The organism is Rhodococcus sp. AC861 (assembly GCF_979256035.1).
Window position 1 is genome coordinate 658,688 of record NZ_CEEDMW010000001.1, and the last position, 13,727, is coordinate 672,414.

The following is a 13,727-nucleotide window of genomic DNA, read 5'->3' on the forward strand; positions in this document are numbered from 1 at the left end:
GTTCTTTCGATACATCTGGCTACTCCGATGCTGCGTCACCCGGGCCCGTTTTACCCACACCCGACCTCCGCTGCGCTCCGGCCCCTGCGGGGTTCGAAAACTTCTCACAGCGCCTCCGGCTGAGAACTTTTCGTCTCGGGTGCAGGACGCCGTTCCCGTGCGCCGCCTCCTCTGCGCCACGCCAGATGACGGCGAAAGAACGCGGGGAGGGCCAGCCAGGTCCGAGCCGCCCGACACGCGAGGGGCCACCCACCATGAGCAGCACCGACACGTACTGGACCACCTACGACAACGCACTCGACGCCGCCGCCGGAGCGACCGCCACCGACGAACTCATCGCGGCACTCAACCGGCACTTCGCCCCGTCCTCCGGGGCGGCGTTCTTCCCCAACGGGGCCGACCGCGACCTCCTCGGAACGCTCACCGACGCCGGATATTTCACGCTCGTCTGGTCGCGCGCCGACTACTGGTTCGCCATGCGTGACAGCGCAGGCGACGGATTCACCTTCATCGAAGGCGACCTCGTCCTCGGCGTCGAACGCCCACTCTGACCACCCCACACCCACCGAGGAGCACCGAGCCATGACCACAACCACCGACTTTCGGACCGCGACCCGCGCCGCAGTAGGGGCGGCGGTGCTGACCATCCGCACCCGTGCGCTCACCCAGATCACCGCCTACACCGCCAGGGCGCAGAAGGGAGCGGTCGACCCCGAAGCATCCACCGAGGCCGCGCACCGCGAACGCGCCGCCTACTGGACGTGCACCGCACGCGAAGCCGGAGCCACCGAGCAGGACATCACCGACGCCGAGAACGCCGCACCCCGAGTGAACCGATGACCGCCGCCGCGAGGAACCGGGGACCACCGAGACGGGGACCGCACACCCGAACAGCACCACCAGACAGAAAAACACCGGACAGTCTCTAGCTGCCCGGTGTCTCACCGAAAACCATATCAGGGAGAGACACCATCATGACCGCAACCATCGACAACCCCACCGCACCCTCGCCGCGATCGACGCCGAAGCCGACACCGTCCCGGTGATGATCACCACCACCGCCGACGGGGTCACGGCGAAGCAGGCCGAGATCGCCCGCCTGTCGCGGCAGGTCGTCGCCAACGACCGCCGTATCGGACTGACGGTGTCCCAGCGGGTGAAGGCCGTCGCGGACATGCTCGACCTGGGAGTGTCCGCGACGAAGGTCGGCAAGGCCGTGCAGATGCCCCGCGAGCAGGTCAAGACCGCCGCCGCCGCCGGGCGGTCGGACACCGCACGCGCCGCCGTCGAGGCCGGACAGCTCACCCTCGAGCAGGCCGCGATCCTCGCGGAGTTCGACGCGGACGGCGACACCGACGCCGTCGAGGAACTGCTCGAGCGTGGCCGCTACGGGTTCTCCTACACCGCCGCCCGGCTGACACGGGAGAAGGCCGAGCGCATCGCCCGCGCCGAGGCCGGTGCCCCCTACGCTGCACGCGGGTTCACCGTCCTGGCCGCCGAGCCGTTGTTCGGCAGCGACCTGATCCGCGCCGAGGATCTGGTGACCGTCGACGGCGGCGAGGAGGTCACCGCCGAGCACATCGACACCTCGCCGCAGCACTGGTCGGTGTGGCTGACCGCCGCCGAGCAGTTCACTATCGCCGAGACCGGTGAGGTGATCGACGCGGAGCGGATCGACTGGGCCACCGAGGGCGACCCCGACTCCGTCCCCGCCGACGGGTTCGTGCACCACGGAACGCTCACCGAAGGCACGGTGTGGGTGCCGGAGTACTTCACCGCCGACCCCGCCGCCGCAGGGGTACAGCCCCACGCGGTGCTCGCCGCTGCGCTGTCCGCTCCCGCCGAGGCCGGTGACCCCGATGCGCAGGCACAGGCCAGGGCTCAGGCGGCAGCGACGGCTGAACTCGCCGTGAAGGAGCAGGCGCGGGCAGAGCGTCGGCGGACCATCGACCTGAACAAGGCGTCCGCGGCCGCCACGACCGCCCGGGTGGAGTGGCTGGTCAAGTTCCTCGCACGCAAGACCCTGCCGAAGGGCGCCGGGAAGTGGATCGCCGAGACGCTGGTCGGCGAGCCGACACTGTTGACGGAGAACAAGGCCCCGCAGTACCTCGCGCAGGTGCTCGGCATCGCCGTGCCGAAGGCGACCGGCCCCGGGGCCGGATACCCCGGCTCGGACGACGCGGCAGCACGGGCCGCGATCGCCCCGGTGGTCGACAAGGCCGGTGACGCCCGCGCCCAGGTGCTCACCCTGGCGCAGGTGCTCGCCGCCTACGAGGCCCGGATGAGCGGCAAGGGACACGACTCCTGGCGACGCACCCACTACGGGAACCTCGACAACTACATCGGATTCCTGAGCGCCCACGGTCACGACCTGACCCCCGTCGAGCAGGCCGCAGCCGCGACCATCACCGCCGAACAGGCCCACCAGGCGCTCGCCGACGACACCGCAGACGCCGCCGAGTGACGAGACGGTGCGGGTGCCCCCCCACAACTAGGGGCACCCGCACCGCCCACGGCACGGGCCGTTCCTGCGGACGCTGACGCGGCAGCCCCACCAGGTCCGCGAAACCCACGCGGACCTCGAGGTCCAGCTCGTGACCGAACTGGACCGCCCCCCCCCCGGGTACGCCCGGGCGTGCGGAGTTACCTCGACCAGACCATCAGGCGACCGGACGACCAGACGACCAGACGACCAGACAGTCATGATCGCGAAAGGCGTTGCGGGGCATACAGTGCGCTGCACACGAACGCGGGAGCGCCGGTGAACGCCACCGTTAGATACAGCTCGCGCCCGAACAGCCCGGGCGGAACGAACAGCGCACAGGGAACGACCACCAGCCACACACCGATCGTGGTGGACACAGCGAACAGCACGCGATCCCGCAGCCCGGCGGCGCCGCCGCCGAGACTCGCCAACGCCCACCGTCCACCCAAGTACGCCCCGACACCCACGAACAGCGACAACAGGACACCGATGGCAGCCCCGTACCCTGCACCGATCAGGCCTCCGGATCGACCCCCGATGTACGCACCTGTGGCCACGCCCACGGCGGCGGGGATGCCGTAGGCGAGCTGCTCCCAGCGTTCCCACGTCGATGCCATCAGCTCACGCTAGAGGCAATTGTGGGGCGGTCGCCGGCGGTGCCATTGCCAGGCCCGGCTTTCGTCATTCCGGACGGTCGACGAGGTGCACGGCGTCGGCGAGACCGAGACCCGGGTGCAGCTCACGCAGCTTCTTCACCGCGGCCACCCTCGTTGCGGTCGAGGTGACCGCATCGGCGACATCGGACGCCGGGACAGTGTCCGGTGCCACTCGCGGTGGTGTCGGGGCGTGCGGACCGAAGAACCTCTCCCGGACGGCGAAGTACGCAAGGACAGCCACGGCGACCACCCAGATGACCACCAGCGTCACGTGCCACGCTGTCGGCTCCTCGATCATGTCGCCGATCAACGACGGGCCGACGAAAACGGCGGTCCAGACCAGCAGAACTATTCGGGCACACTTCTCGATCGCGTCGTTCTCGTACCACTTCCGAGCGCTCATGGTCGCAGTCTCCTCTGCTGGCGGTCGATGACGCGGGCGCACGGGCAGCCCGCCGAGTCGGCGCTGCGACAGTGGGGGCGGACCGGTCAGTGAGCGGCGTCGAACGCCTCGACGGCCGCAGCGGGAATCCGGCCGCGGGCACTGACCTGGTACCCGTTGCTGTTGGCCCACTCCCGAATTGCCCGCGTTTGCTCCGGATCACGCTTCGAGGACTTCGTGGTGGCGGCCTCGGCGGCGGCGCGGACAGCGGAGGTGTGCCCACCGCGCTTACGGCCGCCGACTTTCGCCGCGTGCTCGATGTAGTAGCCGAGCGTCTTCCGGAACTCTTTCGCGTTCTTGTCTTTCAGGTCGATCGCGTAGTCGACGCCGTCGACGGAGAACTCGATCGACTCCCCGGTGCCGTCGGCGATGACGCTCCCGTCGATGTCATCGGTCAGTTCGACGATCATATTCTTGGCCACGGTGCGGTGTACCCGTCTTTCTCGGTGAAATGGTCGGCAAATGCCTGCTCACCGTTCCACAACCACATACACCTGTCCCGCGACCGGGCCGGTGTGTCGGCGCGTCGTGTGACCGCGGGAACCATCGAACGACCGGCTGCGTCCAACCCTTCGTGGACCACGACGAACGCGCCGCCCTCATCCTCGACGGACACGACCCCGACGACCCTGAACTTCTGGCTGCGCACGATCACGTCACCGACGTCCTACGGGCGTACCGGCACCTCACCACCGACCCCGGGCGGCTCCGCGACTGGTACCGCACCACCGCCCTGACCAGGCTCCCCGAAGCGGCCAACCCGGATTAGAACACATGTTCGAGTTTTGGTAACCTGACGAAGCGGGGCCGAGTGGCGGTCGAACCGAACGCTCGACCCGGGAAGCACTCGGCCCCGCATCACCACCACAGCACAATTGCGGGGGAGCGCCATGACTCGCATCGACTGGGCAAAGAACGCCCGCTCCCTGCGTGAACACGCCGCCGCAGATGCCGAACGCCGAACCGCAGACACCGGCGAACCGCACAAGCCCGACCCCGCCGTCATGCGCATCGCCAGCTCCTGCGACGCCGCCACCTATTGCCCCGACCGGCCCAACCCCCGCCTCGAGAAACAGGTCGCGGCCGCGCTCGGCGCACGGCCGTCGGCCAGTCCTCACACTGGGAATTTCGACCTCAGCAGCAGCTCCGGCCCCCGACCGAACAGACCCCAATCGTGACCTGGCGAGGTCAGTCGGCGAGTGCCGCGACCACGTACGACAACGAGGCCCGCGCACATGTCAGATGGGCGATCGTCGCCGCATCCGGCCCCACCTCCCACGGCACCGGCACACCGGACCGGGTGTCAACGAACTCCGCCAACGCCTCCGCCGCGTCCGACACCGCAGCCCGCAACACCCGGCGATCAAGGTCGGTGCTGCCCCCGCAGGTGCAGCCGGCCAGGCTCAGCACGTCCCGCACGTCGTCGAGTGCGCCCTGTGCCTCCATCGCCGCCGCGTCCGGATGCCGGTCCAGGTGGCTGTACCAACAGCCGGCGGCCCGCTCGAGGAAATCCTCCGCCGCGTCCAGTGCATCGGTCAGCGGCGAGACGGCAATCATGGTGCTGCGCACCAGGCGCAGTGCGAACGCGAACGCGTGCAGATCTACAGGCATCAGATTCGACCACGGCAGCGCCAACATCGACGCCGTCGCAGCCGACACCGGAGCAGTGGTGCAGTCGTCATCAGTGACATGCCCGGGTCGGTGGCCGGCCATCGTGAACACTCCTCTACCTGGTCGGTTGGAACAAAGAGGTTGGTCACAGGCTACCGCCGTGGACGCGTCACGGGCATTCCCAAGCGCGTGGAATGACACCGGTGGCGCACACTCACTCTCCCCAAACCCGCGGCCGCACTCATGGACTGCGACTTATCGGTGCCCGGCGATACGATGACCGGCTGTGCAAACGGGCGACCGCGTCAAACTCCACGCCCACGGCGTCACCACCTTCGAGATCACCGAGCTCGACGACACCCACGCCACCATCACTCCCAGCGAAACCCACGCAGACGCACCCGGCGCCTACTCCTTCCGCATCCTCCGCGCCGGCCTCGTCCCCGCGAACACCCAAGGGCATTGAGCTCGCTTCGCTCGCGCGGCTTCTAGTACGGGGCCGCTCCGCGGCCTTGACTGCCAGCCGGGGGAAGCTCTAGGCGATACTGTTACTCCATGCGGAACACCGACGCGATCAACATCATCGAATCGGTGCTTCGCGATCTCATCCGTGAAGTAATCGGCGACGGTTGGAAGACGCACCCGAAAATTGATTTAGCTGACCTAGAACAAAAGCGCACTGACGACCAGCAGAAACGACCCGGATTGCTCGGAACCCCTCCTCTTATCAACTATCTGGAGTTCTGGCATCTATCCGCCATAATTAATCGTAATTGGGCGAAGTTTGAACCCATACTTGAGCATAAACGGCGATTTTCGTTGGACATGGATCGTCTCGCCAATTTTCGAAACCCCACAATGCATAGCCGTGACCTCCTCGAATACGAGGAGCATCTTGTTCTCGGTCTTACCGAAATGCTTCGCGTTCAGATTACCAAGTATCGCAGCGAGAAGGGGCCGGACGAGATGTATTACCCCAACATTATTGGCATAAAAGACGCCACCCAGGGCGAAGCGCTCGTGGACGGACACCGATCCGAAGCCGTCTTGACGCTAGGGGACAGGCTCTCGTATCGCTGCTCAGCGACCGATCCGCAGGGTCGCCCTCTGCATTGGGCACTTCGAGTGGAGAATTCCAACCATTCACTCCCGATCGTTCACGAAGCTGATGGGAACGACGTCCTCCTTTCCTGGACGGTCGACCACAAAAACGTCATGGATACCGTCACAACGCGAATCGAGGTGGCGAGTGACGGTCGATACCACCGCCGCGGCGAATACGATGACAGCTGGCATTTTTATTACACCGTTCTCCCGCCGCGCATCTAAGCATCAGCGCTACCGCGACTCGCGGGACGTGGCCCAGCATCGTCGCTCCCGCACAATCACCACCCAGCCGAACAGGTGGAAGGCGGCAGCCGCGGGGGAGTGGTCGGCGGAACCTGATCGCAGGCCGGCCGTGACCGTCCGGGCGTAGGCCACCCTGCGGGCGTCCACTGGTCGGAACTCCGCTGCGCTCCGTTCTGTCGAAAGCGTTGTTCTTTCGACCATCTGGCTTCTCCGATCGTGCGTCACCCGTGCCCGTCTTACCAACACCCGACCTCCGCTGCGCTCCGGCCCCTGCGGGGTCCGAGAACTTCTCAAAGCGCCTCCGGCTGAGAACTTTTCGTATCTGGTGCAGGACGCCGTTCCCGTGCACCGCCCTTCTCTCCCCACGCCAGATGACGGCGAAAGAACGTGGTGAGGGACAAGGACCGAGCCACACGAGTCCCTGAAGGAAGCACCAGTCATGCGCGCACAGCACCCGTCCACCGCAGACGAGATCGACATCCTCGTCCACAAGCAGGGCGCCCCCAAGATCCGCCGCACCGTCAAACGAGCCAGCGCCCGCTACGACCGCCGTAACGCACGCCGCGCACTCCGATCCTGACCGTCCCCCAGCCGCACCCCCACACCACCCGAGAGGTTCACCTCATGACGCAACCCCGTATCACCCTCACCAGTGCAGCCCAGGTCATCGCCGCAATCCCCGCAGCGCTGCGGCACGTCCCCACCGAGTCCATCGTCGTGCTCGCGTTCACCGGCGAGGTCCTCACCTTCGCCGCCCGGTTCGACCGCGTGGACGTCGTCACCCAGGCGCACAAGATGACCGACGTCCTGCGTCGCCACGGCGTCGAGTCGGTCGTCGTCGTAACCATCGCAGACCGACCCGGCAAGAAAGCGGCCGTCGTCGAGAACCTGGTCATCGCCGGAATCCTCGCCACCGCCGTCGAGGTGATCGGCACCTACTGGGTCCCCACCCTCGCCGAACCGGCCACCGCCCAGGACCTCGACACCCTCGACACGTTCGACGTCGACCCCATCGCGTCCGAACTGGCCGCCAGCACCGTCGAAGCCGGAACGGCCATCGAGGGCAGCCGCACCGCCATCGGGGACCGCTACGCCCACGCCACGGAGGTTCACCCAGCCGAGCACGCCGACGCCGCGACGGTGCTCGAAGACTTGGCCGCAGTCGTCTACGCCGACGAGCTGCCCGACAGTGGCCTCATCGCCCGGACCGCCGCCGTCATCACCGCACTGCCCGTCCGTGACGCGATGTTCCGGCTCCCGCTCTACGGCAGCGCATCCGCGCACACCGTCATGGCCACCATCGCCCGCCGCACCCGAGGAGAGGCCCGCGTCCAGGCCCTCAGCATCGCCGGGTGGCTCTGCCACCGCGCCGGAGACGGAGCAGCCGCGAACATCGCCTACGACGCGGCAGAAGACGAAGCGACCAGCGCAGGCATCGCCACCCCGCAGATGCTCCGCCTACTCCGTCAGGCACTCGACGTCGCCATGAGCCCCGCCGAGATCCGGACCCTCGACGTCGACGCCGAGACGGTCCGCGCCACCACCGGGGCGCACCTGCCCGGGGCACCCGACCGGGAATAGAGCACGGGCCGGGCGGCTCCCGCAGCCAGCGGGGGACGCCCGGCCACCGCCGGGGGGTAGCCGGCGATCGGGCATCGAGCCTCACACCGACCTCGACGCACCCACCACCGAGCAAACTGGTCGCTACCAACCGGGGCCGGCCACCGCGATCACAGGTCGGGCATGTCCTCCGGCACCCACACCACATCCACAGCGCCCGGGGCAGCAGCACGGGGCAGCGTCTCTTCGACCGGTACCCCCGACACCATCGCTTCGACCGCGAGATCCGACGGCACACTCCGATCCAACTGCAGTGCCACCAACGCCGACTCCACACGCGAATACGTCATCCCGCGATCCTAGACTCTCGCCGCGAACAAACCCGCCAATGACGAAAACAGCGCACTACATAAACCCGCCGAAACGGGACCGAGCGGCATTCCCGAACATCGCCATATCGGTTGCAGCGCAACAAAAGAAACCGTTTCAGCGTTACCGAACAAATACATTCCAGCGGTGGAGATAAATCCGTTCGTGAAATAGAATGGAACCACACCACCGAATAGTCGAAAGGCGCGAGCCATGTCCGGAATCACCGTCTACACAAAGCCCAACTGCCAGCAGTGCCGGTCGACGTTCCGGGCGCTCGACAAGGCCGGCCTCGACTACACCGCCGTCGACATCAGCGCCGACACCGAAGCCCGCGACTACGTCCTCGCCCTCGGCTACCTGGCCGCACCCGTCGTCGTCGCCGGCCCCGACACCCACTGGAGCGGATACCGGGACGACCGCCTCGCCGAGCTCGCCGCCGCTTCCGCCGCCTGACTGCACACCGCAACCCACCACCGACCGAAGGAGACCCCACCCATGGCGCACCTCGCGTTCGACTACCAGCCCGACCACGACTTCATCGCCGCCCAGATCGACGCGGACCTCGCCGCCGAAACCACCAGCGCCGTCGTCATCCCCGGCCCCTGGACCACCCACCCGGCCGCCGACTCAACCGACACCCGGTAAGGCCAGGACGTCATGAGCGCATTACGGGCAGTCCCCGAACCCGAGCAGAACCCGAGCGACCCGGTCCTCGACCTCGCACCCGACGTCGCAGATCCCGGCGCCGACACCAGCGCCGGCCTCGACCCGCGGACCGACCCGGAATCGTTGACCCTCTGCGCGCTCATGTGGTCCGTCGACACCGCCGCCGCCGTCCGCGTCACCGACGCCCTGATGCCGGCTGACTTCGCCGAGCCCACCTACGCGGAACTGTTCACCGTCATCGCCGACCTCGTCACCACCGGACAACCCCACGACCCCGCCTCCGTCGCGGCCGTCCTGCACCGGGCCGGGGGAGGGCAGAAGGACGCACCGCTGCGGCGTGCGTTGGCGGACGTCGTCACCGCCGACACCACCGGATCGTCAGCCGCCGTGCACTATGCCGACATCGTGCTGTCCCAGTCCTACCGGCGGTCCTTTCACATCACCGGGCAGCGACTCATGCAGGCCGCTGAGCAGGGTCCAGAGGACGAGCTGTTCGATTACATGGTCGAACTGGGTACCGCCCAGCGGGCGGCGTGGAAGCGGCTAAACACCTTCCGAGCCGGGGGAGCGCACGCATGACCGGCGGCGACACCGCTGACGCTATGGATCCGGACCGGTACCTCACCGCCGACGGGACGCTCACCTCTGACGGTGACGACGTCGGCCGGTGGCTCGACACCGAACACGCACGCGGCACCGACTGGAACACCCTCGCCGACACCCTCGAGGTGCACCCCCGCGTCGCGCGACACCTGCACACCCTCTGGTGCAGCGCCCGCCACCAGGCCGCCGACGCGGCCCAACACGCACTGTTCTGACGACAGGACCCCGAAGCCCTCCGCGATACGTTCGACGCATGGCCGGCCGATTCCACAACCTCGACCAGCGGACCCGATCAGCTCTCGGTGGTCCCGGTCTCGCGGTCTGCGCGGTGGCCGTCGTTGCCGTCCTCATCGCCACCCTCATCGAGCAGAAGTTGGAACCGAGCACCTAAGTCGTCGTCGCGGTTCTGTTCGTGGTCGCGCTGACAATCAATCTCACGGCGCGATCGCGCCGATCGCGGAAGGCCCGCCTCGGCGATTGACGTCGTAGCACTCGACGTTGCTCAGGGGCAAGTTCGTCGGTGAGAACGGTCGTGATCCCTCATCGCATCGAAGGGGCCGGCGCAGCTGCCCACGTCTTCGACAACTACGCGGAGTTCATCCCCAGCCACGGTGAGTTCATCCGTTACACCGACAAGGCCGTCATGAAGAGGATCATCTGCGTGTTCACGCACAACGTGCACGTTGTGCGCAAGGAAGAGATCACGCCACCATGTGGTGGACGGACCGCCCTACCTCGTCATATGAGGCCACGGCAGAGTGCTAGTGAACGGCGGATGACTCGCTCATGTTCTTGTCGATGTGCATCGTTTTCCGACAAGTCCCTGGACCGGTGCGGCGACCATGGTTCGGGCGGCGGCAAAGTGATCCGTATCTGTCACCGTCTCGCCCTACGCTTGGCCTAGCACCAGGTGAACCCAACCGTCCAAGTTCAGATCACCCGGTGCCGACCACTCGAGTCTCACGAAAGGAGACACATGGCTGAGGGTACCGAGTTGCACCGACGCCCGAGAACTCCCGCCGGCCGGTTGGCGGTAGTTCTGGCGCTGATCGCGGCCGTGACGCTAGCTGTGCAGGTTCCCGGTATGACTACGGCAATCGTGCTGGCAACGCTGGGGTTGGCGGGGGCGGTGATCGCGAGCCGCTGAACCGTCGCATCTCCCAACGCGCGCAAAGTCCGCACTCCAGACGAGGAGTGCGGACTTTGCGCGGCCTGAACCTCACCATCGTCAGCAAGGTGCCGCCGCTTCACGTGAGGCCGATGATCGCCGTCGTGACCAGTAGAGCGGTGGCGGCGACGAGCAGAGCGATCCCGGTGGCGGCGTAGAGCTTGTTGGTCGGCGATGCGGCGACACCGGATGTCCGCGGGGTCACCGCACGCGCTCCCGATGGCGCTGTCCGGGCTGTCGAGCGTGCATGCGTGGTGGACGCGACGATGATCGACGCCACGATGACACCCGCCGATGCGATCGGCGTCAGCCACAATCCCCACCCGACCTCGGCCGTCGACGCCACCACGCCGGATCCCGCTGCAATCCGGCGACTGGTGTCCGTGATGTCCACGACCCCGACGACAGCACCGAGCACTCCACACAACGCGGCAAGAACCATCACCGTGCGAGATGCGAACACCGCGCGCACAAACACCAAGAGCAGCGCCGTCGCACCCAGGCCGAGAACGACTTTCCCATCGGGTGTACTCGTTCCCGCCGCCGACGCCGACGGGAACCTGTTCGTCGCCCACGGACCCAGCGCACTGATGACCAGAGCCAACGACGACAGCGCCGCGAGGACGTAGCCGGGCATGTTCATATTCGACATCGCTGTCGGCGTCGTGGTGCTCATCGTCCGCTGCATCCTTTTCGTCCTGATCGGTCTGGAACGCCATCCAACCCTGTCGACGTCCCGCAGACACAGCGACCCGCACACGAGGCGCTAAGCACAACACGTCGACGCTCATGCACCGCCGCTGCAGGGCGGCCCCCACAGACCGACACCCCCGGCCCGTGCCCGGTCCTCGGCAGCAGCGATGTCCGCAGCAGCGGACGGCGGGTTGCTCCGGTCGTAGACGTAGGCGCGTGCCGCGCCCGCCTCCGCCGCGGCCACGGAGTAGTCCGTCTCCGCGGGACCGATCCGCAGGTAGCGCAACGCCCGCCCGTAGTCGTCGACGTCGTCCTGCCCGCCGTCGGGAACCATCCGGACGCGCTGCCCGTCGAGCATCGCCCGGGCGAAGTCGGTCGCTTCCGGTCCCCAGCACTGCACCGGTGTGGTTGGCCGGTTCGTCTCCGGGGTGTCGATCCCGATGACCCGTACCCGCACCGTGCCCTCGACCGCGGTCTCGACGTCGACGGTGTCACCGTCGACGACGCGGGACACCGTCCCCACCGTGCTCGGCGGACCCGCATCGGCGGTACCGCCGGGCAGACACCCCGCAGTCGCGGCGACCACCACGACCGCGCCGGCCACCACCCCGCCGACAAGGCGGCGGTGTCGGGTCACGACGCCACCCGTTCGCCGTTGCCGCCCTGCCCCCGTGCGCGGTCGCGATAGCCGCGGCGGGCGGCATGCTCGGCGGTGATGAACGCTTCGACGTCGACACTGCCGTCCGGCGACCGGTGCGGGAACGTGTCAGGGACGTACCCGCACCCGGGCAACGGGGCGAGCGCGAACGCGTGCTCATAGATCGGTTCGAGATCCCCGTCGTCGAAGAACTCCGTCTCCTCCGTTAACACCACCACCGGCACAGATTCCGGAAGCCCCAACCGCCGCGCTTTCTCCGTCGCGGCGGCGGTCCACGCGGCGAGGTAGGCGTCGGTATCCGCGGCGTAGAGCCGGTCGACGGCGACCAGTTCCGCGCCGAGCTCGGCCACCGCAGCGGAGGGGAGGTCGGCCGGGCGCATAGCCGCCCGGATGTTCGTCCGGTCCCGGTGCCACAGTTTTTGGATCTCGTAGTCGGAGAGCTGTTGGTCGCGGGTCTCGAGGTAGAGCACCACCGGCGACGTCCGCTTCGCCAACGGCAACTGCGGGTCGGTCCCGGACGCCGCCAGCGCGGCGACGTGCTGCGCCGACTCCGACTGCGGAGACGCAGCCAGCAACGTGTCGGCGCCGCCCACGTTCGCCGTCGCCGACGCGGCGGCGAGCACCAACACTGCTGCGACGTCCACGCTGCGTATCTGCGCGATGTGGGTCAGGACGGAGGAGATCGCGTGCGCAGCCTGGTCGGGATGGTCGAGATCCGGGAGAACCGACTCGGTGGACCCGACGATGTTGCGAGTCCGGCATGCCGGGCCGTCGCCGTCGACGGTCACGAGTTGAATCATCACGTCGTCGACCCCACGGTCGGGGAGCGTTTGCACCTGGTGGCGGACGAACTCGTGCGCGCCGATGTCGTCGACGAACACCCCGTGCGCGAGCGGTGTCCGGCCGGGTTCCCCGGCGGGGGTGCGCCGCCATACCGTCGCCTCGATCGCCGTGGTCATGCGGTCGCCTGCTCGTCGACGGCCGCGCCGTCGCTCGGGGCGGTGTCGACAGGTGCCGACACCGGGACCTTTGGCTTGCTGCGCCGGGGGGTGGTGCGGCGACCGGACCGGCGTGGTGCGGCCGGTGTGGGGAGGCCGGCGGCCTTGAGCTCGGCGGCGGTCCATCCGGCGGCGAGCGCGTCGCGGTACGCCTCCTCGAATGCAGTGTCCGCGCCCGCGGCGGCACCGCGGGCGTCGGCGACCACGGAGTGCGCGGCGGCGGCGTCGGTGGCGGCGTCGAACAGTGTCTCGACGAACCGAGTGCGGGTGTCGATCGCCTCGCGTGCGCGAGCGAGGACAGCGGACTTGTCGAGCGTGGTGATGGCAGACATGAGGGCCTTCCGAGACGGGAGCGTCGACCGGCACAGGCAACCGAATGCACACGACTGGGGGAGCTGCCGTGCAGTGAGGTTGTGCCGGTGGTGATGGACGCTCGACCGTGACCCTCATCGACGGTCGAACATG

Annotated in this window: 24 protein-coding genes; 15 read left to right on the forward strand and 9 right to left on the reverse strand. The window is 67.8% G+C overall.

Annotated features, from left to right (window positions below; genetic code table 11):
• Window positions 1–254 precede the first annotated feature (254 nt).
• The 3 genes from AC0IX4_RS03080 (at window position 255) to AC0IX4_RS03090 (ending at window position 2,464) form a co-directional block, all read left to right on the forward strand.
• Window positions 255–551 carry a hypothetical protein gene (locus AC0IX4_RS03080; protein ID WP_471827982.1) on the forward strand — a complete coding sequence of 99 codons (297 nt, stop codon included), beginning with the start codon at window positions 255–257 and terminating at the stop codon, window positions 549–551.
• A 31-nt stretch (window positions 552–582) separates the two neighbouring features.
• Window positions 583–840, forward strand: coding sequence for a hypothetical protein (locus AC0IX4_RS03085; protein WP_471827983.1), 258 nt, complete (start codon window positions 583–585; stop codon window positions 838–840).
• Between the two features lie 205 nt (window positions 841–1,045).
• Window positions 1,046–2,464, forward strand: a complete 1,419-nt coding sequence (locus AC0IX4_RS03090; RefSeq protein ID WP_471827984.1) for a ParB/RepB/Spo0J family partition protein — start codon at window positions 1,046–1,048, stop codon at window positions 2,462–2,464.
• 236 nt (window positions 2,465–2,700) lie between these two features.
• On the opposite strand, the gene AC0IX4_RS03095 is transcribed toward AC0IX4_RS03090, so the two are convergent.
• From AC0IX4_RS03095 to AC0IX4_RS03105, 3 genes are all read right to left on the reverse strand, one after another.
• Window positions 2,701–3,102, reverse strand: a complete 402-nt coding sequence (locus AC0IX4_RS03095) for a hypothetical protein (protein WP_471827985.1) — start codon at window positions 3,100–3,102, stop codon at window positions 2,701–2,703.
• A gap of 64 nt (window positions 3,103–3,166) precedes the next feature.
• Window positions 3,167–3,544: a hypothetical protein gene (locus AC0IX4_RS03100; RefSeq protein WP_471827986.1), complete on the reverse strand. Its 378-nt coding sequence runs from the start codon at window positions 3,542–3,544 to the stop codon at window positions 3,167–3,169.
• Window positions 3,545–3,630: 86 nt separating this feature from the next.
• A complete protein-coding gene (locus AC0IX4_RS03105) occupies window positions 3,631–4,005 on the reverse strand; it encodes a histone-like nucleoid-structuring protein Lsr2 (protein ID WP_471827987.1) in 375 nt (124 codons plus the stop codon).
• 152 nt (window positions 4,006–4,157) lie between these two features.
• Between AC0IX4_RS03105 and AC0IX4_RS03110 the strand changes: the two genes are divergently transcribed.
• A complete protein-coding gene (locus AC0IX4_RS03110; protein WP_471827988.1) occupies window positions 4,158–4,352 on the forward strand; it encodes a hypothetical protein in 195 nt (64 codons plus the stop codon).
• A gap of 121 nt (window positions 4,353–4,473) precedes the next feature.
• A complete protein-coding gene (locus AC0IX4_RS03115) occupies window positions 4,474–4,761 on the forward strand; it encodes a hypothetical protein (protein WP_471827989.1) in 288 nt (95 codons plus the stop codon).
• A gap of 10 nt (window positions 4,762–4,771) precedes the next feature.
• Here the strand turns inward: AC0IX4_RS03115 and AC0IX4_RS03120 are convergent, their stop codons facing one another.
• Complete coding sequence (locus AC0IX4_RS03120; protein WP_471827990.1) at window positions 4,772–5,296, reverse strand: hypothetical protein; 525 nt, start codon at window positions 5,294–5,296, stop codon at window positions 4,772–4,774.
• A 184-nt stretch (window positions 5,297–5,480) separates the two neighbouring features.
• Here AC0IX4_RS03120 and AC0IX4_RS03125 point away from each other — a divergent pair, with 184 nt between their 5' ends.
• The 4 genes from AC0IX4_RS03125 to AC0IX4_RS03140 all read left to right on the forward strand — a co-directional run bounded on the left by AC0IX4_RS03125 (window position 5,481) and on the right by AC0IX4_RS03140 (window position 8,125).
• Window positions 5,481–5,660 carry a hypothetical protein gene (locus AC0IX4_RS03125; RefSeq protein WP_471827991.1) on the forward strand — a complete coding sequence of 60 codons (180 nt, stop codon included), beginning with the start codon at window positions 5,481–5,483 and terminating at the stop codon, window positions 5,658–5,660.
• An 89-nt stretch (window positions 5,661–5,749) separates the two neighbouring features.
• A complete protein-coding gene (locus AC0IX4_RS03130; RefSeq protein ID WP_471827992.1) occupies window positions 5,750–6,523 on the forward strand; it encodes a hypothetical protein in 774 nt (257 codons plus the stop codon).
• A 460-nt stretch (window positions 6,524–6,983) separates the two neighbouring features.
• Complete coding sequence (locus tag AC0IX4_RS03135) at window positions 6,984–7,124, forward strand: hypothetical protein (RefSeq protein ID WP_222626631.1); 141 nt, start codon at window positions 6,984–6,986, stop codon at window positions 7,122–7,124.
• Between the two features lie 44 nt (window positions 7,125–7,168).
• Complete coding sequence (locus tag AC0IX4_RS03140; protein WP_471827993.1) at window positions 7,169–8,125, forward strand: DUF4192 family protein; 957 nt, start codon at window positions 7,169–7,171, stop codon at window positions 8,123–8,125.
• Window positions 8,126–8,274: 149 nt separating this feature from the next.
• Here the strand turns inward: AC0IX4_RS03140 and AC0IX4_RS03145 are convergent, their stop codons facing one another.
• On the reverse strand, window positions 8,275–8,454 hold the full coding sequence (locus tag AC0IX4_RS03145) for a hypothetical protein (protein ID WP_471827994.1): 180 nt from the start codon (window positions 8,452–8,454) through the stop codon (window positions 8,275–8,277).
• A 232-nt stretch (window positions 8,455–8,686) separates the two neighbouring features.
• Here AC0IX4_RS03145 and nrdH point away from each other — a divergent pair, with 232 nt between their 5' ends.
• From nrdH to AC0IX4_RS03175, 6 genes are all read left to right on the forward strand, one after another.
• Window positions 8,687–8,929: a glutaredoxin-like protein NrdH gene (gene nrdH / locus AC0IX4_RS03150; protein WP_471827995.1), complete on the forward strand. Its 243-nt coding sequence runs from the start codon at window positions 8,687–8,689 to the stop codon at window positions 8,927–8,929.
• Window positions 8,930–8,971: 42 nt separating this feature from the next.
• Window positions 8,972–9,121, forward strand: coding sequence for a hypothetical protein (locus tag AC0IX4_RS03155; protein ID WP_471827996.1), 150 nt, complete (start codon window positions 8,972–8,974; stop codon window positions 9,119–9,121).
• Window positions 9,122–9,133: 12 nt separating this feature from the next.
• A complete protein-coding gene (locus AC0IX4_RS03160) occupies window positions 9,134–9,721 on the forward strand; it encodes a DnaB-like helicase N-terminal domain-containing protein (protein WP_471827997.1) in 588 nt (195 codons plus the stop codon).
• Window positions 9,718–9,960: a hypothetical protein gene (locus AC0IX4_RS03165; RefSeq protein ID WP_471827998.1), complete on the forward strand. Its 243-nt coding sequence runs from the start codon at window positions 9,718–9,720 to the stop codon at window positions 9,958–9,960. The genes AC0IX4_RS03160 and AC0IX4_RS03165 overlap by 4 nt, the downstream gene beginning before the upstream one ends.
• Window positions 9,961–9,998: 38 nt before the next feature.
• Window positions 9,999–10,136, forward strand: coding sequence for a hypothetical protein (locus tag AC0IX4_RS03170; RefSeq protein WP_471827999.1), 138 nt, complete (start codon window positions 9,999–10,001; stop codon window positions 10,134–10,136).
• 585 nt (window positions 10,137–10,721) lie between these two features.
• Entirely contained in the window at window positions 10,722–10,892 is a 171-nt protein-coding gene (locus AC0IX4_RS03175; RefSeq protein ID WP_471828000.1) for a hypothetical protein, read from the forward strand.
• Between the two features lie 100 nt (window positions 10,893–10,992).
• On the opposite strand, the gene AC0IX4_RS03180 is transcribed toward AC0IX4_RS03175, so the two are convergent.
• The 4 genes from AC0IX4_RS03180 to AC0IX4_RS03195 form a co-directional block, all read right to left on the reverse strand.
• Entirely contained in the window at window positions 10,993–11,589 is a 597-nt protein-coding gene (locus AC0IX4_RS03180; protein ID WP_471828001.1) for a hypothetical protein, read from the reverse strand.
• Between the two features lie 111 nt (window positions 11,590–11,700).
• Entirely contained in the window at window positions 11,701–12,243 is a 543-nt protein-coding gene (locus AC0IX4_RS03185) for a thermonuclease family protein (RefSeq protein WP_471828002.1), read from the reverse strand.
• Window positions 12,240–13,223 (reverse strand): hypothetical protein, encoded by a 984-nt coding sequence (locus AC0IX4_RS03190; RefSeq protein ID WP_471828003.1) that lies wholly within the window; start codon window positions 13,221–13,223, stop codon window positions 12,240–12,242. Before AC0IX4_RS03190 ends, AC0IX4_RS03185 begins: the two co-directional genes overlap by 4 nt.
• Window positions 13,220–13,594 carry a hypothetical protein gene (locus AC0IX4_RS03195; RefSeq protein WP_471828004.1) on the reverse strand — a complete coding sequence of 125 codons (375 nt, stop codon included), beginning with the start codon at window positions 13,592–13,594 and terminating at the stop codon, window positions 13,220–13,222. Before AC0IX4_RS03195 ends, AC0IX4_RS03190 begins: the two co-directional genes overlap by 4 nt.
• Between the last annotated feature and the right edge of the window lie 133 nt (window positions 13,595–13,727).